The organism is Mesorhizobium sp. M0910, assembly GCF_040319465.1.
Taxonomy (GTDB): Bacteria; Pseudomonadota; Alphaproteobacteria; order Rhizobiales; family Rhizobiaceae; genus Mesorhizobium.
In genome coordinates this window covers 302,363-321,674 of record NZ_JAMYNZ010000006.1, presented here as the reverse complement: position 1 = coordinate 321,674, position 19,312 = coordinate 302,363, and the positions used below count along the sequence as shown (strand labels likewise).

Below are 19,312 nucleotides of genomic sequence, written 5' to 3'. Positions count from 1 at the left end.
CGGCGGTTGGTCCACCATCTGCCTGCTTCGTCCCCTATACTCCGACTATGCCGCCGGCATTGGCACAGCCTATGTGCCAGCCGATCCCGTCGCATATGCCAAGGAGCTAAAGAACCGGAGCCGCACTACATGCGCCAGGCTCCGGTCGGGGAAGGGAGATCAGGCCGCTGCCGGCCTGCGTCCAGCTGCCGTCGCCAGTTCGCGGATGCCGGGTTCGATGTGCTGCAACGCGATCGAGGAAATGCCCAAGCGCATGAAACGCGATGGCTTTTCGGTACGATCGAAGAAGCGGTCGCCGGGCTCGATGATGACGCTGCGCGAGGCTGCGGCCTCCGCCAGTCCGCGCGAATCGGTGCCGCGCGGCCCCTCGAGCCAGAGCGACGTACCGCCGGCCGAATCGGTCGAGCGCCATTCAGGCAGGAAGGCGGAAATCGCATGGACCAGACGCTTGCGCCTCTCGTCGAAGGCGCTCGACAGCCGCCGCACCAGCGCCTCGTGATGGCCGAGCGACAGGAAGAGCGCCACGGCGCGCTGGTTGTTGGCCGGCGGATGGCGCAGCATGAAGCGGCGCAGCGCCCGAAGCTCGGAGATCAGCCCGGCCGAGGCGACGATGTAGCCGAGCCTGAGGCCGGGAGCCAGCGTCTTCGACATCGAGCCGACGTAGACGACGCGGCCGGACCGATCGAGGCTCTTCAGCGCCTGCTGCGGCGCCTCGTCCAGGAGCTGGCTGTCATAGCCGTCCTCGATGATGATCTGGTTGTGCCGGTTGGCGCGCGCCAGAAGATCCTGCCGCCGCTCCGCCGACAGCGGCACCATGGTCGGGCAATGGTGGCTGGGCGTGACGAAGACGAAGCCGGAATCACTGGGAATGGCAGAGGTTACGATGCCGGAGGGGTCGACTGGAACCGGCTGGATATCGGCGCCGGCCAGCCGGAAGATCGAGCGTGCATCGGGATAGCCGGGGTCTTCCATCGCCACCTTGGAGCCCTTCGTCATCAAAAGCGTGGCCAGCATGTAAAGCGCGTTCTGCGCGCCCAGCGTCACGATGATCTCGTCCGGATTGGCGAAGATGCCGCGCCGCGGCAGCAGCCGGGCCTGGATCTGCTCGATCAGGAGCGGATCGTCGCGGTCGACCATGTCGGATGCCCAGTTGCGGATTTCGAGCACCGCCAGCGCCATGCGGTTGCACTCGCGCCATTCGGCGGTCGGGAACAGCGCCGGGTCGAACTGGCCGTAGACGAAGGGGTAGGACGACTTGATCCAGTTGTCGTGCTTGGCCGGCGGCGGCATGTCGCTCGCCGCGATCTGCCGGCGCGCCTTCCAGTCGATCTCGTTGGCCTGGTCGGGCGCCTTCTGGTGCGGCTTGGCCGGCGTCGCCAGCACCTCGGGATTGACAAAATGGCCGCGGCGCTCGCGCGCCACCAGGAAGCCCTGGTCGACCAGCTGCTGGAAGGCCAGCACCACGGTGCCCCGCGCCACGCCGAGTTTTTCGGCAAGAATCCGGCAGGACGGAAGCGGCATCGAAGCCGCGATCTGCCGGTCGAGGATGGCGGCGACGATCGCCTGGCGGATCTGCGCCTGCAGGGTCTGACCGGAGTCCGCCGAAATCCGGAACAGGCCGGACCATATGGCCGTGTCGTTTCGCTGTGGCATGGGAGATGTTCCTCGATGGCCAGCTTTTTTCACTTGGCTGGACCAGTCGAATGTACCGGTGGCACAAGGTGTTGCGCCAATCAATTTTTCTGATCGCTGGGATTTATGCCAGTGATCCTTTGCGCCGGCCCGCGCTGCGCTGCGGCATCGCTGCGCATTGAAACAGATGGAATTCGACCCGATAGTTTGCCGCGACGACACGCGCCGGAAACATCCGGCCTGATAAGATGCACCTCAAGAACCGGAGCGAGGCAGTGGATCAACCGTCCTTTCAAAAGCAGCTCGGCGCGTTGCGCGATCATCGTGCGGCCAAATCGGGCTCGATGCGCGAGGCTTTCGCCGCCGATCCGCAGCGCTTCGCGAAATTCTCCGCCAGCGACGGCGACGTGCTGCTCGACTGGTCGAAATGTGCGGTCGATGCGCGGACGATGGAGTTGCTGGAGAAGCTGGCTGAGGCCGCCGACCTCGAAGGCCGGCGCGACGCGATGTTTGCCGGCAAGAAGATCAATGTCACCGAAGGCCGCGCCGTGCTGCACACGGCGCTGCGCAACCTGACCGGCAAAGGCATCGTGCTCGACGGCCAGGACGTGAAGGCGGAAGTCCTTGCCGTACTCGACGCGATGGGTGCCTTCGCCGACGCGGTGCGTTCCGGCAAGGCGGCCGGCGCGACCGGCAAGAAGATCACCGACATCGTCAACATCGGCATCGGCGGCTCCGATCTCGGCCCTGCCATGGCGACGCTGGCGCTGGCGCCCTATCATGACGGGCCGCGCGCGCATTACGTATCCAATATCGACGGTGCCCATATCCACGACACGCTGAAGGGTCTTTCCGCCGAAACCACCCTGTTCATCATCGCCTCCAAGACCTTCACCACGGTCGAAACTATGACCAATGCCGAGACCGCGCGCGGATGGGTTGAGAAGGCGCTCGGCAAGGAAGCGGTCGGCAAGCATTTCGCCGCCGTCTCGACGGCGCTCGACCTGGTCGACAAGTTCGGCATCGCGCCCGATCGCGTCTTCGGCTTCTGGGACTGGGTTGGCGGCCGCTATTCCGTCTGGGGTGCGATCGGCCTGCCGGTGATGATCGCCATCGGCCCGAAGGATTTTCGCGCCTTTCTCGACGGCGCCCATGAGATGGACGAGCATTTCCGCACCGCGCCGCTGGCGAAGAACCTGCCGGCGCTGATGGGGCTGATCGGCTGGTGGCACCGCGTGATCTGCAAATACCCCGCTCGCGCCGTCATCCCTTACGATCAGCGTCTGTCCAGGCTCCCGGCCTATCTGCAGCAGCTCGACATGGAATCGAACGGCAAGAGCGTCACCCTGGACGGCGGCGCTGTGACGACGCCGACCGGCCCGCTGGTCTGGGGTGAGCCCGGCACCAATGGCCAGCACGCCTTCTTCCAGCTTCTGCATCAGGGCACCGATTTCATTCCGGTCGAATTCCTCGCCGCTGCCGTCGGCCACGAGCCGGAACTGAAGCATCACCACGACCTTCTGCTCGCCAATTGCCTGGCGCAGTCGGAAGCCTTCATGAAGGGCCGCACACTGGAGGAAGCCCGCGCACAGATGCTGGCGAAAGGCATGAAGCCGGCTGATGTCGACAGGATTGCTCCGCACCGCGTCTTCTCCGGCGACCGCCCCTCGGTGACGATCCTCTACAGAAAGCTCGACCCCCACACGTTCGGACGGCTGATTGCGCTCTACGAGCACCGCGTCTTCGTCGAAGGCACGCTGTTCAACATCAACTCCTTCGATCAATGGGGCGTCGAACTCGGCAAGGAACTGGCGACCGGGCTGCTGCCCGTCGTTGAAGGCAAGGAGAACGCCGCAAAGCGGGACGCCTCGACTGCCGGACTGGTGGAATACATTCACCGCTTGCGCGGCCCGGAGTGAAAAGCTTGGCGGACATCAAGGGAATATTGTTCGACAAGGACGGCACGCTCGTAGATTTCAACGCGACATGGCTGGGCATCGCCGACTTCATGGCGATGGATGCGGCCGAAGGCGATCGCTGGAAAGCAGACAGGCTGCTTGCGGCGGCGGGCTTCGACTTCGCCAGCAAGCGCTTCAAGCCGGATTCGATTTTTGCCTCGGGGACCAACATGGACGTCGTCGAGCTGTGGTTTCCACGGCTGTCAGACGAGGACCAGATGCTTGCCGTCGCCCGCTTCAACGCCATCACTTCGGCGCAGGGATCGGCAATGGCGGTGGCGCTGCCGGGTGTGGTCGAGACGCTTGGCCTGCTTCACAGAAAATCCTACCGGCTTGGCGTCGCCACCAACGACTCGACCAGCGGCGCGGAAAAGACCTTGGTCACTCTCGGCGTCGCGCAGCTTTTCGACGCCGCCTATGGTTACGATGCGGTGGCCAATCCAAAACCGGCGCCGGATACGATCCTTGCCTTCTCGGATCTGACAGGGCTCAGGCCGGCGACGATCGCAATGGTCGGCGACAATCGCCACGATCTGGAGATGGCGCGGGCCGGCGGCTGTGGCCTGGCGATCGGCGTGCTGTCCGGCACCGGCACACGGGAATCGCTGTCGCAGATCGCCGACGTCATCCTCGATTCAGTTGCCGATCTGCCCGATTTTCTTGCGGCCCGAGTCAGCGAGACGGTCTAGACTCGCAGCTAAACTGTCCGAACGAGAACACGCCACTCGGTTTCATCGCCGCATTCCTGCCTTCGCCGACATCCGCCACCTCGTATTCGGCCAGCAGGCGAAGCCGCGAGCGGGGCAGATAGGCGCGGCCCGGATCGCCGACCAGCACCTCGATGCCGGCAGCGAGGCAGCGGTCGAGGAAGGGAACGACCCGGCCGGCAAGATCATGGGCGTAAAACAGGTCGCCGACCACCACGACATCCACCGGTGGCGGCGGACCGCTGGTTATGTCCCCGCCGATCGTCGCAATCACAACGCCGTTCGCCATCGCATTGAGGCCGATCGCGGCAACGCCGTTGCGGTCGATCTCGGCCGCGATCACCGCGCTTGCGCCGGCTTTTGCCGCTGCGATGCCGACGAGGCCCGAGCCGGCGCCGAGGTCGAGCACGCGACGGCCGGTCACGGTCTCCGGCCGGTCGAAAATATAGCGGGCGAGCACCGCGCCGCCGGCCCAGACATAGGCCCAATACGGTGGCTCCGGTTCAGGTCCGTCTTCTTCGGTAGCGTGTTGGTTCCACTCGACAAGCCGCCTGAGCCCGCTTCCCGGATGGGCGGTGTAAAGCCGAATTTCGGGAACCGCAGGTACTGCCGCGATCCGCATGTTCGCCCGGATGAACTCTGCCGGATCTGGGCGCGAGCCTATACCCACCGCATTGGCGCCGGCGATGCAATCGCTCAAGCTGCGCCTAGCCCCGCAACGCCCGTCGCAGGATCTTGCCGACCGGTGTCTTGGGCAGCTCGGTGCGGAACTCGATATGCCTGGGGCGTTTGTAGCCGGTCAGGTTCTCTTTGCAATAAGCCGCCAGCGCTTCGGCGGTCAGCCCAGGGTCCTTCTTGACGACGAACAGCTTCGGCACTTCACCCGAATGCTCGTCCGGCACGCCGATCGCCGCCACTTCGAGTACGCCCGGATGCTGCGCCACCACTTCCTCGAGTTCGTTCGGATAGACGTTGAAGCCGGAAACCAGGATCATGTCCTTCTTGCGGTCGACGATCTTGGTGTAGCCAAGCTCGTCCATGAAGCCCATGTCGCCCGACTTGAAGAAGCCGTCCTCAGTCATCACCTTGGCGGTCTCGTCCGGCCGGTTCCAGTAGCCGGCCATCACTTGCGGTCCGCGGATGCAGATTTCGCCGACTTCGCCGAGCGGCAAATTGTTGCCGTCGTCGTCGCGGATGGCGATCTCGGTCGAGGGCAGCGGCAGGCCGATCGTGCCGGTGTAAACGCCGTCGCTGAATTTGTTGATGGTTGTCCCCGGTGAGGTTTCGGTAAGCCCATAGGCCTCGCTGATCGGGCAGCCGGTCAGCGCCTTCCAGCGTTCGGCGATGGCCCTCTGCACCGGCATGCCGCCACCCAGCGTCAGGATCAGCGGCTTGAAATCGAGCTTGCGAAAATCCTCATTGTTGAGCAGCGCATTGAACAGCGTGTTGAGGCCCGGAAAGATGTGGATCGGGTATTTCTGCAGCTCTTTGACGAAGCCGGGAATGTCGCGCGGATTGGGGATGAGGACATTCTGTGCGCCTTGCTGCATGCCTACCAGCACGTTCGCCGTCAGCGCAAAAATGTGATAGAGCGGCAGCGCGCAGAGGAAGTTCAGATGCGCCGGCTTAGGCTTGACGGTAAAGGCGTCTTCAGCCCACAGCGCGTTCTGCGCGACGTTCGCCAAAATGTTGCTGTGCAAAAGCATCGCGCCCTTGGAGATGCCGGTCGTGCCGCCTGTGTATTGCAGGAAGGCGATGTCGTCGGCCGCGACCTTTGCGGGCCTGAAGGCCATGCCGGCGCCTGCCTTCAGCGCGGCGCTGAATTTGACATGGCCGGGCAGCGACCATGCCGGGACCATCTTTTTGACGCGGCGTACAACGAAGTTGACGATCGTTCCCTTGAGCCCGCCTAGCATGTCGCCCATCGAGGCGACCACGATATGCTTGACTGCGGTCCTGGCGATCACCGCCTGCAGGGTGCAGGCGAAATTTTCGAGGATGACAATGGCTTGAGCGCCGGAATCCTTGAGCTGGTGCTCCAGCTCGCGCGGCGTGTAGAGCGGATTGATATTGACCACGACATAGCCGGCGCGAAGCACTGCCATGATCGCCACCGGATATTGCAGCACATTCGGCATCATCAGTGCGACGCGCGCGCCCTTCTGCAGCCCCGTTGATTGCAGATAGGCGCCGAAGGCGGCCGACTGTCGCTCGAGGTCGGCATAGGTGATCGATTTGCCCATGCAGACGAAGGCCGGCCGATTCGCAAACTGCTTGCACACGGTGACGAGAAAGTCGCCGATCGAGCTGGCGGGCAGGGCGCCGATCTCGGCCGGCACGATCTTTGGATAACTCTTGAGCCACGGTTTTTCCGGCAGGCCGGCGGCCAGCGACGTGATCGCCTTTGGTAATCTCTTGGCCGGACCTGCCGACGGTCGGGGCGCTGTCGGCACTGCCTTCGCCGCCGGCTTGGCGGCAGACTTTGCAGCAGGCGCCATCTTGCGGGTTGCCGGTTTAGCAGCCGTTCCAGCCGTGGTCTTCGCCGCCAGCTTCGCGCTTGCCTTCGCGGTAGCCGCCGGCTTGGCGTCGGCCGCTTTTGACTTGACTGCTTTCGATGTTGCCTCGGCCTTTGCTTTCGCCGCGCTGGTTGTCTTTGCCGGTTTTGCCACCTGTCGCTCCCTCAATCGTTTCTTATTGTTTTCGGCATGCTTGCGCGCCACCACCGCCCTGATCAACAAAGATATCCCAACGCTTGCCGCGATGCCCGAAACCCGGGAAAATCCGGCACGCTGCCCATCTATCTATGTATTGCCACAAGCGGCGGCCATGCAAGCCTTCGCCACCAGGAGTGCGGTAAGACTTGCCGTCAAACCTCTCGGCCGCGACCGGTTTTCGGACGCGCGTCTCTTGAACCGAAAGGCTCGATTCCCACAATTGGCGGCATCGCCGATCAACAAAAAATTGAAGTCGCTAATAATGTCGTGATCTGCGGATTCGGCTCGTTTTTTCCACAATTTGCCGCGTGCCGGAATTTTTTTCTGCTTCCCGTGGGTTAGGCAAACAAGCAGTTCCAAAGCTAGAAAAACGGTGCTTATATGCGGCCTTCGCGAGCCTGATAGAGGGGCTTGGAAGAACATCAGGGAGTGCTCAATGAAAAAGAAACTGACTTTTGCAGCCGCGTTGCTGGCTGCAAGCGTCCTCGGCGGCATGGCCAATGCAAAACAACTGATTTATTGCTCGGAGGCTTCGCCGGCCGGCTTCGACCCGTCGCCATGGAGCGGCGGCAACGACTTCGACGCCTCGTCGCGCACCATCTATTCGCGCCTGGTCGAGTTCGAGCATGGCAAGACCACCATCTCGCCCGGCCTGGCAGAGAGCTGGACGGTTTCCGACGACGGTCTCGAATACACCTTCAAGCTTCGCCCGGGTGTGAAATTCCAGACGACCGATTATTTCACGCCGACGCGCGACCTCAACGCCGACGACGTGATCTTTTCCTTCGAACGCCAGTGGAAGAAAGAAAGCCCGTGGTACAGCTATCTGGAAGGCACCGGCTGGGAATATTTCACCGGCATGGGCTTCCCCGATCTCCTGAAGGAAATCGTCAAGGTCGACGACCTGACGGTGAAATTCGTGTTGAACAAGCCTGAAGTCGCGTTCCTGCCGGACCTCGGCATGGATTTCGCCTCGATCGTTTCCAAGGAATATGCCGACCAGCTCGACAAGGCCGGCACCAGGCAGCAGTTCACCCAGAAGCCGGTCGGCACCGGTCCGTTCCAGTTCGTCGACTACCAGGTCGACGCGGTCATCCGCTACGCGGCATGGGACGGCTACTATGGCGGCCGCCAGAAGATCGATGATCTGATCTTCGCCATCACGCCCGATCCCGCCGTGCGCGCGCAGAAGCTGAAGGCGGGCGAATGCGATATCATGTCGTACCCGGCGCCAGCCGACATTGCCGGACTGCAGGCCGACACGAACCTCAAGGTCGATGAGCAGGAAGGCCTGAATATTGGCTACATGGCCTACAACACAACGCAGCCGCCCTTCGATAAGGTTGAGGTCCGCAAGGCCCTCAACATGGCGGTAAACAAGAAGGCGATCATCGACGCGGTCTATCAGGGCGCCGGCACGCCGGCCATCAACCCGATCCCGCCGACCATGTGGTCCTATAACAAGGACATCAAGGACGATCCCTATGATCCAGAGGCGGCCAAGAAAATGCTGGCCGACGCCGGCGTCAAGGATCTGTCGATGAAGATCTGGGCTATGCCGGTCAGCCGCCCCTACAACCCGAACGCCCAGCGCGTTGCCGAGTTGATCCAGGCCGACTATGCCGCCGTCGGCGTCAAGGCGGAGATCGTCAGCTACGAATGGACCGAGTATCGCCAGCGCGGCAAGGCTAAGGATCGCGACGGCGCCTTCCAACTGGGCTGGACCGGTGACAATGGCGATCCGGACAACTTCTTTTTCCTGCTCGGTTGCGATGCCATCGGCCAGTCCAATTATGCGATCTGGTGCAACCAGGAATTTGAAGCCTTGCTGAAAAAAGGCAAGGCAACGACGGACGTCGCCGAGCGCACCAAGATCTACGAGGAAGCTCAGGTGGTGTTCAAGCGTGAGGCTCCGTGGCTGACCATCGCCCACTCCAAGGTCTTCATGCCGATGAACAAGAAGGTGTCCGGCTTCGTTATGGACCCGCTCGGCATTCATCGGTTTGACGGCGTCGACGTCACCGAATAAGTCCTGAGAAATTGAACGGCGGCGCTGGACTTCCCGCGCCGCCGTTCTATGAAGCAAGATGCTCCGTTATCTCCTCCACAAGCTCGCTTTGATCATCCCGACCGTGTTCGGCATATCGCTGGCGGCGTTCGCTTTCGTCCGGCTTCTGCCCGGCGATCCCATCCTGGCCCTGGCCGGCGAGCGCGGCGTCAGCCCCGAACGCTACGCCCAGCTCATCGAGCAGTTTGGCTACAACCGGCCCTATGTCATCCAGTACCTGGAATATATCGGCAGGGTCCTCACCGGCGATTTCGGCATATCCATTGCCACCAAGCGGCCAGTGCTCGGCGAATTCCAGGCGCTGTTTCCGGCCACGCTGGAACTGGCGACGGTGGCGTTGATCATCGCCATCCTGCTTGGCATCCCTGCCGGCATTTTCGCTGCGGTCAAGCGGGGCTCCTGGTTCGACCAGGCGACGATGGGTGTCGCGCTGACCGGCTATTCGATGCCGATCTTCTGGTGGGGGCTGCTGCTCATTATCTTCTTCTCCGGCTATCTCGGCTGGACGCCGGTTTCCGGCCGTATCGGCCTGCAGTATTTCTTCAGGCCGACGACCGGGTTCATGCTCATCGACAGCCTGATCTCCGGCAGGAGCGGCGCTTTCAAATCCGCCGTCAGCCATCTGATCCTGCCATCGATCGTGCTGGCGACGATCCCGCTCGCCGTCATAGCGCGCCAGACGCGCTCGGCGATGCTCGAGGTGCTGGGCGAGGACTATGTCCGCACCGCGCGTGCCAAGGGCCTGGCGCCGCGCCGTGTCATCGGGCTGCATGCTTTTCGCAACGCGCTGATCCCAGTGGTCACCACCATTGGACTGCAGGTCGGCACGTTGATGGCAGGCGCCATTCTGACCGAAACCATTTTTTCCTGGCCAGGCATCGGCAAATGGATGATCGACGCCATCGGCAAGCGCGACTATGTCGTCGTGCAGAGCGGATTGCTGATCATCGCGCTGATCGTCATGGCGGTGAACCTGATCGTCGACGTGCTCTACGCCGTCATCAATCCGCGCATCCGGGTGCAGTGAGATGACCGACGAATCCGCCGCCGAAGCCACCGCTGCCTCCATCCCGACAGGCGGCAGGCAAAGGGCGTTTGCCGAGTTCTGGCATTACTTCTCGATGAACACCGGGGCCGTCATCGGTCTTGTCGTGTTTTCGGCGCTCGTGCTGGTGGCGATCTTTGCGCCGTTCGTCGCCCCGCATTCGCCCGACGAGCAGTTTCGCGATGCACTGCTGGCGCCTCCTGCCTGGCAGGAAGGCGGCAAATCGATGTTCCTGCTCGGCACCGATGCGGTCGGCCGCGACATGCTTTCGCGGTTGATCTTCGGGGCACGTTTTTCGCTGTTCATCGGCCTGGTGGTCGTCGTCTTCTCACTCACCAGCGGCATCGTGCTTGGCGTGCTCGCCGGCTATTTCCGCGGCTGGGTCGACACGCTGATCATGCGCATCATGGATATCATCCTGGCCTTCCCGTCGCTGCTTCTGGCGCTGGTGCTGGTGGCGATCCTCGGCCCGGGCCTGTTCAATGCCATGTTGGCGATCGCACTGGTGCTGCAGCCGCATTTCGCACGTCTCACCCGCGCCGCCGTGATGGCCGAAAAGAACCGCGAATATGTGATCTCCGCCAAGGTGGCCGGCGCCGGTCATCTTCGCTTGATGGTGAGGACGATCTTGCCGAACTGCCTGGCACCGCTGATCGTGCAGGCCACGCTGTCCTTCTCCAACGCTATTCTCGAGGCTGCGGCGCTCGGCTTCCTCGGTGTCGGTGCGCAGCCGCCGACACCGGAATGGGGCACGATGCTCGCTTCGGCGCGCGAATTCATCCTGCGCGCGCCTTGGGTGGTGACCTTCCCCGGCCTTGCCATCCTGATCACTGTGCTTGCAATCAATCTGATCGGCGACGGCCTGCGCGATGCCTTCGACCCCAAGCTGAAGAGGTCATGATCCAATGCCTCTTCTCGAGATCAAGAACCTGACCGTTTCCTTCGACACCGCCGCCGGACCATTCATGGCGGTACAAGGCATCGACCTGTCGGTCGAACCGCGCGAGGTGCTGGCGATCGTCGGCGAATCCGGTTCCGGAAAATCGGTGGCGATGCTGGCGGTGATGGGGCTCTTGCCCAACACGGCGACGGTGAGGGCCGACCGCATGGCCTTCGACGGCATCGACCTGCTAAAGCTCGGCCCATCCGAGCGGCGCAAGATCGTCGGCAAGGACATTTCGATGATCTTCCAGGAACCAGTCGCCAGCCTCAACCCATGCTTCACCGTCGGCTTCCAGATCGAGGAGGTGCTGCGTTTTCATATGGGCATGGACCGCGCTCAGCGCCGGGCGCGCGCCATTGAACTGATGAAGCTCGTCGGCATCGCCGACCCCGAGGAACGGCTGGGCTCGTTCCCGCACCAGATGTCGGGTGGTCAGTGTCAGCGCGTCATGATCGCCATCGCCATCGCCTGCAATCCCAAGCTTTTGATCGCCGACGAGCCAACCACGGCGCTCGACGTCACCATCCAGAAGCAGATCCTCGATCTGCTGGTCGGCCTGCAGGCCAAATATGGCATGGGCCTGATCATGATCACCCACAATATGGGAGTGGTTGCCGAGACCGCCGACCGTGTCATCGTCCAGTACAAGGGCCGCAAGATGGAAGAGGCCGACGTGCTGTCGCTGTTCGAGTCCCCCAAGAGCAACTACACGCGCGCGCTCCTGTCGGCGCTGCCGGAAAATGCCGTCGGCGACCGGTTGCCTACTGTTTCCGACATGCTGTTTGAGCCGGCCCCATCTGTAGTCGCAGCCCGGTCCGCAGGAGGAACCGCTTCATGAGCGTGACGGTAGTCGAAGGCAAGAACATCGTGCGCGACTATCATGTTGGTGGCGGGCTTTTCCGCCCCTCCCGTACGGTTCATGCGGTCAAGGGTGTTTCGTTCAGCGTCGACAAGGGCAAGACGCTGGCCATCGTCGGCGAGAGCGGCTGCGGCAAGTCAACACTCGCCCGCATCATCACCCTGATCGACCCGGCGACCTCCGGCGAGCTTTTCATCGACGGCAAGAAGGTAGACATCGGCAGGAACGGCCTGTCGAAGGAAATGCGCCGCAAGGTCCAGATCGTCTTCCAGAACCCTTATGGTTCGCTCAATCCACGCCAGAAGATCGGCGACGTGCTTGGCGAGCCGCTGCTCATCAATACCGCCAGCACGGCCGACGAGCGGCGCGATCTTGCCATGAAGATGCTAAAGAAGGTCGGTCTCGGCCCCGAGCACTTTAATCGCTACCCGCATATGTTTTCGGGCGGCCAGCGCCAGCGGATCGCCATCGCCCGCGCGCTGATGCTCAACCCCAGCCTTCTGGTGCTGGACGAGCCGGTCTCGGCACTTGATCTTTCGGTGCAGGCGCAGGTGCTGAACCTGCTCGCCGACCTGCAGGACGAGTTTCAGCTGACCTATGTTTTCATCAGCCACGACCTGTCGGTGGTACGCTATATCGCCGACGACGTGATGGTGATGTATTTCGGCGAGGCGGTCGAATACGGCTCGCGCGACGAGGTCTTCGCCGACCCCAAGCACAGCTACACCAGGACGCTGTTCGCGGCGACGCCGCGTGCCGACGTCGCCAGCATCAAGGCAAGGTTGGCGAAAAAGAAGGCCGCCTGATCCGGCGAGGTTTGCCGGCCGGCTACGGCTTCTCGATCCCCGGAATGCTGGAGATCTGCTCGACGAGAAAGTCGACCAGCAGCCGCACCCGGGCAATGCCGGCGCGTTCCGGGACGATCAGCATGCTCAGCGGGACGGGGGGCGGAAAACAGCCCGGCAGGACCACTTCCAGCCGGCCGGCCGTCAGGAGATCGTCGACAAGCCAATGGTGGGCGGGTGCGATGCCGCGTCCGGCGACAAGGGCTTCGCGCGCGGCAAGCCCATGGTCGACTCGAAATCGACCGCCAAAGGGCACCGCAAAGGTCTCGCCGCCTGGCCCCTGCAAGGTGAGTGTGTCGCTTCCCGCGATGTTCGACATCCGGATGCCTTCATGGCCAGGCAGACCCTGCGGGACAGCCGGTCTGCCCCGCGCCGCCAGATAGGCCGGCGCCGCCACCAGCAGACGCCGGGATTGCCCGAGCGCCCGCAGTTTCATCGAGCTGTCGGTGAGCGGACCCAGGCGAAGCGCAATGTCGACGCCCTCCCGCACAAGGTCGATGCGCTCGTCGGTGAGGCTAAGATCGATGCCGATATCGGGATAGCGGTCCTGAAAGGCGAAGATCAACCGGCTGACGTGCAAGACCCCGAGCGCCGCCGTGCAGGATATCCGGATCGTGCCGGCCGACGCGCCGCGCGTGCCCCGCGCCTCATCGCCGGCCTGCTCAACGAGGCGCAGGATCTGGACGCTGTCGGCATAGTAACGGCTGCCTTCATCGGTCATCGTCACACGCCGGGTGGTCCTGCTGAGCAAGGGCACGCCGACGGCCTCCTCGAGTTCTCGCAAATGCCGTGTGACCGTCGACTGCCCAACTCCGAGCTCGCGCGCCACCGCCGAGAGGCTGCCGCGCTCGGCGACGCGAACGAAGGTGCGCATGCGCTCGAGAGTGACGTCCGATCTATCCATTATTCGGCATAATCTTATACATTTCCTACATATAGTGGATCCGCCCGCGGCTGGCTATCTTTGGTGTCTATCGTCCTTCTTCGGAGTAGACCCATGAAAGTCCTGCTTGTTTTTGCTCATCCTGAGCCGCGTTCGCTCAACGGCGCGCTGCGTGACGTCGCCATCAGGGAACTCCAGGCCCAGGGCCACGAGGTGCGGGTGTCCGACCTCTATGCCGATGGCTGGAAATCCGAGGTGGACCGTGCCGACTTTCCGTCGTGGCCGCCGGAAGCACGTTTCCTGCCGGCCGGCGCCTCCAAAAAAGCTTTTGCGAGCGGCACTCTGACCGATGACGTCAAAGCCGAGATCGACAAGCTGCTATGGGCCGACACCCTGATCCTCCAGTTCCCGCTGTGGTGGTACGCCATGCCGGCGATCCTCAAGGGCTGGGTCGATCGCGTGTACGCCTACGGCTTCGCCTATGGCGTTGGCGAGCACAGCGACAAGCGGTGGGGTGACCGCTTTGGTGAGGGAACGCTCGCCGGCAAGCGCGCAATGCTGATCGTGACCACCGGCGGCTGGGAGGAGCATTATTCTGCCCGCGGCGTCAACGGCCCGATCGACGACGTGCTGTTCCCGATCAATCACGGAATTCTCTATTATCCGGGCTACGACGTGCTTCCGCCGTTCGTGGTTTACAGGGTGGACCGTTTTGGGGAAGCCGATTTCGAGCCTGTCGCGGAGCGGCTGCGCGAGAGGATGCGGACGCTCGAGACAATCCGGCCCATTCCTTATCGGCAGCAGAATGGCGGCGATTACCTGATCCCAAGCATGCAGTTGCGCCCCGGCCTGGAGAGCCGGGGTGCAACCGCTTTCGCGCTCCACCAGAACGGCGCAAGCGCAGCCGGACAGCCCGATCAGGACAGCCGGGCGATGACGGTACGCAGCGCCTCGCCGAAACGCCGAACTTCCTCAATCGTATTGTAATGCACCAGCGAGGCGCGGACGGCGCCGCTGTCCATGCTTAAGTTGAGCCGCTTCATCAGGCGCGGCGCATACATATGGCCGTCGCGAATGCCGATCTGCATCTCGGCCATTTCCTCGACGATCCTCTGCGGCGACAGCGTGCCGATGTTGAAACAGAAAGTCGGCACGCGCTCGCTGAGGCGTGCTTCGTCGGCGACACCATAGATCGTCGCGCCGCAACCCTTGAGCACCGCCAGCATTTCGCGCGCCAGCACCTGCTCGTAATCGCGGATGGCATTCATGCCGGCGACGATGTTGTCGCGACGCGACCGGTTATTCTCGGACAAGAAATTGCGGCCGATCGACTCGAGATAGCGCACCGCGGCATCCATGCCGGAGACGTTCTCGTAAATGAAGGTACCGGCCTCGATCTTGTAAGGCGGCTCGTCGGGGATGAAATCCTCGCGGAAGGTCGGCAAGCGCTTCAGTGTTTCGAAGCGGCCCCACAGGAAGCCCATATGCGGCGAGAAATTCTTGTAGCCGGAGCAGACCAGATAATCGCAATCCCAGGCCTGCACATCGATCAACCCGTGCGGGCCGTAATGCACGCAGTCTAGGAACACTTCGGCGCCTGCCGCATGCGCAATCCTAGCCACGGAAGCAACGTCGACAATCGAGCCGATCGAATGCGCCGTCACCGTGCAGGCGACGAGCCGGGTGCGCTCTGAGACCAGCGGGCGCAAATCGTCGACATGCAGATTGCCGTCCTCGCGCATCCGCCACCATTTGAACTTGGCGCCGGCGGGCGCCAGCGCCAGCCACGTCGCGATATTAGCGTCGTGATCCATGTCGGTGATGACGATCTCGTCACGCTCCCCGTTTGGGCGCTCGGAAAGCATCTGGCCGATGCCGAGGCTGACCAGGCGGATGAACGAAGTGGCGTTCATGCCGAAGCAGATCTCCGCCGGGTTGGTAGCGTTGATCAGCAAGGCCACGCTTTCGCGCGCGCCGGCCACTGCTTGATCGACGGTGACGCTGCGGCCATAGCGGCCGCCGCGCTGCACATTATGCGCGACCAAATGGTTGGTGACCGCATCGAGCACGCTTTGCGGGATCTGCGCGCCGGCGGCATTGTCCATGAAGACGAAGTCTCCGGCTTGCTGCAAGGCGGGAAACATGGCGCGGATCGTCTCGACCGGGAAAGCTGCGGCATCGCCGGTTTTCGAAATCTGATGCTGGTTCAAGCTCGTCTCCTGCGAAGTGCCTAACGGAAGTTGATATTCGGGGAATTGGCGGACGGAAATCGTTGGCGACCTCAGCGGGTCTTTTCGGTCTGGAAGCGGCGTTCCAGGAGGCTGACGAGTCGGACCATCGGCCAGAGAAAGATCAGATAGACCAGCGCCGCGCCGATCAGCGGTGAGGGATTGGCATAGAGCGATTGCGCGTTGGTCGCTTCCTTCAGCAGTTCAGGCAATGCTACCGTGGAGGCGAGCGAGGTGTCCTTGAACATCGACACGCAATTGCTGGTCATTGGCGGAATGACGACGCGGATCGCCTGCGGCAGCACTACCTTGCGCAAGGTCAGCAAGAACGGCAGGCCGAGCGCCTGCGCCGCCTCGAACTGGCCGCGCGGAATGCTCTCTATGCCGGAGCGGAACACCTCGGCCGAATAGGCCGCCATGATGATGGCGAAGGCCATCACCGCGGAAGTCCACGATGACAGGCGAATGCCGAGGAACGGCAGCGCATAGTAGATCAGGATCAGCACCACCAGCACCGGCATCGCCCGGAAAATGTCGATGTAGCCGACAGCCAGCAGCCGAAGCGGCTTTGGCGCATAGAGCCGCACTAGGCTGATCGCGAGGCCGACGGGAATACCGATGCCGATGCTCATGATTCCAAGCAGCAGGGTGTTCAGGAAACCGCGCAGCAGCGCCGGCAGGCTGGAGACCATGACGTCGGCGTTGAAGAAGGTGTCCAGCAGCGACATCGCAGCATTCCCGAAACGTTTGGCGTCCCGCGACGCTCGAGCCCGAGCCCGAAATCCGAAATCGTGCCGGCACGAAAGCCGGCACGACATTTAAGCGCGAACTGCCGCTCAGGCCTTCGGCATAGGCATGTCCTTGACGGTCGAGGAATCGGCCGGTGCGTCGCTGCCGAACCACTTCTTGTGGATCGCGGCCAGCGTGCCGTCCTTCTTCATCGCCGTCAGCGCGTCGTTCAGCTTGCCGAGCAGCGGGTGGTCCTTGGTCATCATCAGACCGTACTGCTCGCCGGTCTTGATGCGCTCTTTTACGGCGAGATCCTTCATCCTGGTGAAAGAATATTCCAGGCCCGGAATATCGCTGACCGCCGCATCGACGCGGCCGGAGCTGAGGTCGAGCAGCAAATTCTGCTGCGTGTCGTAGCCTTTGACGTCACTGAACCCGTCCGCTTCCTGGTGGGCCTTGACCCAGGCTTCGCCGGTCGAGCCGGACAGCACGCCGACGATCTTGCCCTTGAGGTCGGCCTCGGCTTTGATTGGGCTGTCGGCCTTCGCGGCGATGCCCATGTCGGAATCATAGTAGGGCTGCGTGAACGACTGCGACTTCAGCCGCTCCGGCGTGATGGTGATCGACGAGATGGCGACGTCGATGCGCTTCGAGGTGGTGGCGGCGAACAGCGCCTGGAAACCGAGGTCGGCGATATCAGTGGTCATGCCGATACGCTTTGCCGCCTCATTGATGATGTCGACTTCGAAACCCTCGAACGTGCCGCTCTCGTTCTTGTATTCAAAAGGCGGATTGGTCGGATAGGCGCCGACATTCAGCGTGCCTTCGGCATAGGCCGGGCCGCCGGCGATGCCGATGGCGGCAGCAAGAAGCAGCAGGTTGCGACGGGTGAAGTTCATTTTCGTTCCCTCTGGTTGTGATCGGACGGGTTGGCCCCGCACGGCTTTGATACGCCAAGTGACCGGACTGCCGGAAAGCCCTCCCGGCACGGCAGTCGTAAGATCGGATGCTATCCAAAGTACCGCGCTTTTCAAGGCGAAAGTTTTAAGCTTAAAAAATTTGCCGCGTGTTGCCGTCACTCCGGAATAACCGCCGTGGCCTGGATCTCAACCTTGGCGCGGTCCTCGACAAGCGCCATCACCTGGATAGCGGCCATCGCCGGAAAATGCCGGCCGATCACCTCGCGATAGGCCTCGCCGATCCCCTTGAGATTGGCCAGATATTCCGCCTTGTCGGTAAAGTACCAGGTCATCGAGGTGATATGCTCAGGCGTGGCGCCGGCCTCGGCGAGCACGGCGACAATATTGGCCAGCGTCTGCCGCACCTGGCCGACAAGATCATCCGTCTCGAAGCGGCCCTGTCCGTTCCAGCCGACCTGCCCGCCGACGAAGACAAGCTGTCCACGCGCGGCGACGCCATTGGCGTAGCCGACGGGTTTCGCCCAGCCTTCCGGCTGCAGGATGGTGTGCATGTCAAAACCTCCCAATGCTCAAATCCGGTCGCTTAAAACTCAAAGACAATCAATTCTTCCACACAACTCCGTCTCAGGCCGCCCCCATCACCTGCCGTGCAATCACCACCTTCTGCACGTCGGACGCTCCCTCGTAGATGCGCAGTGCCCGGATCTCGCGATACAGTCTTTCGACGATATGGCCCTTGCGGACGCCGTCGCCGCCATGCAGCTGTACAGCCTTGTCGATCACCTCCTGCGCTTTGTCGGTAGCGAACAGCTTGGCCATGGCGGCTTCGCGGGTAACCCGGGCCGCGCCCATGTCCTTGGTCCAGGCGGCGCGGTAGACCAGCAAGGCGGCGGCATCGACATCCAGCGCCATGTCGGCGATATGGCCCTGCACCATCTGCAGCTCGGCCATCGGTGCACCGAACAGCTTGCGCTCGGCCACTCTTGTGATACTTTCGTCCAGCGCGCGCCGGGCAAGGCCGAGCGCCGCTGCGCCGACAGTCGAACGGAATACGTCGAGCACCGACATGGCTATGCGAAAACCGTCACCGGGTTTGCCGATCAGCGCCGAGGCTGGGACGCGTGCATTGTCGAAAGATAGCCGGGCGAGCGGGTGCGGCGCGATCACCTCCAGCCGCTCGGCGATGGTCAGCCCCTCGGCCTCGGAAGGCACGACGAAGGCGGAAAGCCCCTTGGCGCCGGGCGCCTCGCCGGTACGGGCAAAGACAACATAAAAGTCAGCGATACCGCCGTTGGAGATCCAGGTCTTTTCGCCGGATAGGTGATAGCTGTCGCCGTCACGCGCGGCGGTCATTTCCATATTGGCAACGTCCGAGCCCGAACGCGGCTCCGAAAGCGCGAAAGCCGAAATCGCCTTGCCGGCCCGTGTCTTTGCCAGCCAGTGCTGCTGGTCTGGCGTGCCGAACAGGCTGAGCGCGCCAGTGCCGAGCCCTTGCATGGCGAAGGCGAAATCGGCCAGCCCATCATGCCGGGCCAGCGTCTCGCGCGTGAGGCAGAGCGCGCGGACGTCGAGCGGCGAGGGGTTTTCGGTGTCGAGCGCCGTCGGCTTCAGCCAGCCGTCCCGGCCGAGCTTGGCCACCAGCTCGCGGCAAGCGGCGTCGACATCGTCATGGGCGACCGGCAGGGTCTTGGAGCACCATGCGTCCAGCCGCTCGGCCAGTTCACGATGGCGGTCCTCGAAGAACGGCCAGTTGAGGAAAGAGCGGTCAGGCATTTCTGCCT

The 19,312-nt window shown here is 62.8% G+C and carries 19 protein-coding genes; 10 read left to right on the top strand and 9 right to left on the bottom strand.

Annotation, left to right across the window (positions count from 1 at the left end; genetic code table 11):
* Positions 1 to 159: 159 nt before the first annotated feature.
* Complete coding sequence (gene pdxR / locus NKH78_RS17565; RefSeq protein WP_352702400.1) at positions 160 to 1,653, bottom strand: MocR-like pyridoxine biosynthesis transcription factor PdxR; 1,494 nt, start codon at positions 1,651 to 1,653, stop codon at positions 160 to 162.
* A gap of 5 nt (positions 1,654 to 1,658) precedes the next feature.
* Here pdxR and NKH78_RS17560 point away from each other — a divergent pair, with 5 nt between their 5' ends.
* The 3 genes from NKH78_RS17560 to NKH78_RS17550 all read left to right on the top strand — a co-directional run bounded on the left by NKH78_RS17560 (position 1,659) and on the right by NKH78_RS17550 (position 4,279).
* Positions 1,659 to 1,814 (top strand): hypothetical protein, encoded by a 156-nt coding sequence (locus NKH78_RS17560; RefSeq protein WP_254816186.1) that lies wholly within the window; start codon positions 1,659 to 1,661, stop codon positions 1,812 to 1,814.
* A gap of 93 nt (positions 1,815 to 1,907) precedes the next feature.
* Positions 1,908 to 3,551, top strand: coding sequence for a glucose-6-phosphate isomerase (gene pgi, locus NKH78_RS17555; RefSeq protein ID WP_352739374.1), 1,644 nt, complete (start codon positions 1,908 to 1,910; stop codon positions 3,549 to 3,551).
* A gap of 5 nt (positions 3,552 to 3,556) precedes the next feature.
* Positions 3,557 to 4,279 carry an HAD family hydrolase gene (locus NKH78_RS17550; protein ID WP_352506078.1) on the top strand — a complete coding sequence of 241 codons (723 nt, stop codon included), beginning with the start codon at positions 3,557 to 3,559 and terminating at the stop codon, positions 4,277 to 4,279.
* Here NKH78_RS17550 and NKH78_RS17545 read toward each other — a convergent pair.
* Positions 4,263 to 4,997, bottom strand: a complete 735-nt coding sequence (locus tag NKH78_RS17545; protein ID WP_352739376.1) for a class I SAM-dependent methyltransferase — start codon at positions 4,995 to 4,997, stop codon at positions 4,263 to 4,265. The genes NKH78_RS17550 and NKH78_RS17545 overlap by 17 nt on opposite strands.
* Positions 4,998 to 5,004: 7 nt before the next feature.
* On the bottom strand, positions 5,005 to 6,636 hold the full coding sequence (locus NKH78_RS17540) for a long-chain-fatty-acid--CoA ligase (protein WP_352739378.1): 1,632 nt from the start codon (positions 6,634 to 6,636) through the stop codon (positions 5,005 to 5,007).
* 16 nt (positions 6,637 to 6,652) lie between these two features.
* On the opposite strand from NKH78_RS17540, the gene NKH78_RS17535 reads away from it, so the two are divergent.
* From NKH78_RS17535 to NKH78_RS17510, 6 genes are all read left to right on the top strand, one after another.
* The gene (locus NKH78_RS17535; RefSeq protein WP_352739380.1) at positions 6,653 to 7,282 is read left to right on the top strand and encodes a hypothetical protein; all 630 of its coding nucleotides are present in this window, start codon (positions 6,653 to 6,655) and stop codon (positions 7,280 to 7,282) included.
* 165 nt (positions 7,283 to 7,447) lie between these two features.
* Entirely contained in the window at positions 7,448 to 9,040 is a 1,593-nt protein-coding gene (locus NKH78_RS17530) for an ABC transporter substrate-binding protein (RefSeq protein ID WP_352739382.1), read from the top strand.
* Between the two features lie 58 nt (positions 9,041 to 9,098).
* Positions 9,099 to 10,106, top strand: a complete 1,008-nt coding sequence (locus NKH78_RS17525; protein WP_254816243.1) for an ABC transporter permease subunit — start codon at positions 9,099 to 9,101, stop codon at positions 10,104 to 10,106.
* Between the two features lies 1 nt (position 10,107).
* Entirely contained in the window at positions 10,108 to 11,025 is a 918-nt protein-coding gene (locus NKH78_RS17520) for an ABC transporter permease subunit (protein ID WP_023676823.1), read from the top strand.
* 4 nt (positions 11,026 to 11,029) lie between these two features.
* Positions 11,030 to 11,905 carry an ABC transporter ATP-binding protein gene (locus tag NKH78_RS17515; protein ID WP_023676824.1) on the top strand — a complete coding sequence of 292 codons (876 nt, stop codon included), beginning with the start codon at positions 11,030 to 11,032 and terminating at the stop codon, positions 11,903 to 11,905.
* Positions 11,902 to 12,732: a dipeptide ABC transporter ATP-binding protein gene (locus NKH78_RS17510; protein ID WP_352739384.1), complete on the top strand. Its 831-nt coding sequence runs from the start codon at positions 11,902 to 11,904 to the stop codon at positions 12,730 to 12,732. Before NKH78_RS17515 ends, NKH78_RS17510 begins: the two co-directional genes overlap by 4 nt.
* A gap of 22 nt (positions 12,733 to 12,754) precedes the next feature.
* Here the strand turns inward: NKH78_RS17510 and NKH78_RS17505 are convergent, their stop codons facing one another.
* A complete protein-coding gene (locus NKH78_RS17505; RefSeq protein WP_352506084.1) occupies positions 12,755 to 13,675 on the bottom strand; it encodes a LysR family transcriptional regulator in 921 nt (306 codons plus the stop codon).
* A 93-nt stretch (positions 13,676 to 13,768) separates the two neighbouring features.
* On the opposite strand from NKH78_RS17505, the gene NKH78_RS17500 reads away from it, so the two are divergent.
* On the top strand, positions 13,769 to 14,641 hold the full coding sequence (locus NKH78_RS17500) for an NAD(P)H-dependent oxidoreductase (protein ID WP_352739417.1): 873 nt from the start codon (positions 13,769 to 13,771) through the stop codon (positions 14,639 to 14,641).
* Here NKH78_RS17500 and NKH78_RS17495 read toward each other — a convergent pair.
* From NKH78_RS17495 to NKH78_RS17475, 5 genes are all read right to left on the bottom strand, one after another.
* Complete coding sequence (locus NKH78_RS17495) at positions 14,572 to 15,864, bottom strand: cysteine desulfurase-like protein (RefSeq protein WP_352506086.1); 1,293 nt, start codon at positions 15,862 to 15,864, stop codon at positions 14,572 to 14,574. The genes NKH78_RS17500 and NKH78_RS17495 overlap by 70 nt on opposite strands.
* 71 nt (positions 15,865 to 15,935) lie before the next feature.
* Entirely contained in the window at positions 15,936 to 16,610 is a 675-nt protein-coding gene (locus NKH78_RS17490) for an amino acid ABC transporter permease (protein WP_292656040.1), read from the bottom strand.
* A gap of 108 nt (positions 16,611 to 16,718) precedes the next feature.
* Positions 16,719 to 17,510, bottom strand: coding sequence for an ABC transporter substrate-binding protein (locus NKH78_RS17485; RefSeq protein ID WP_352506087.1), 792 nt, complete (start codon positions 17,508 to 17,510; stop codon positions 16,719 to 16,721).
* Between the two features lie 176 nt (positions 17,511 to 17,686).
* Positions 17,687 to 18,082, bottom strand: a complete 396-nt coding sequence (locus NKH78_RS17480; RefSeq protein WP_352506088.1) for a RidA family protein — start codon at positions 18,080 to 18,082, stop codon at positions 17,687 to 17,689.
* A 73-nt stretch (positions 18,083 to 18,155) separates the two neighbouring features.
* Positions 18,156 to 19,304: an acyl-CoA dehydrogenase family protein gene (locus tag NKH78_RS17475; RefSeq protein ID WP_352739386.1), complete on the bottom strand. Its 1,149-nt coding sequence runs from the start codon at positions 19,302 to 19,304 to the stop codon at positions 18,156 to 18,158.
* Positions 19,305 to 19,312 lie beyond the last annotated feature (8 nt).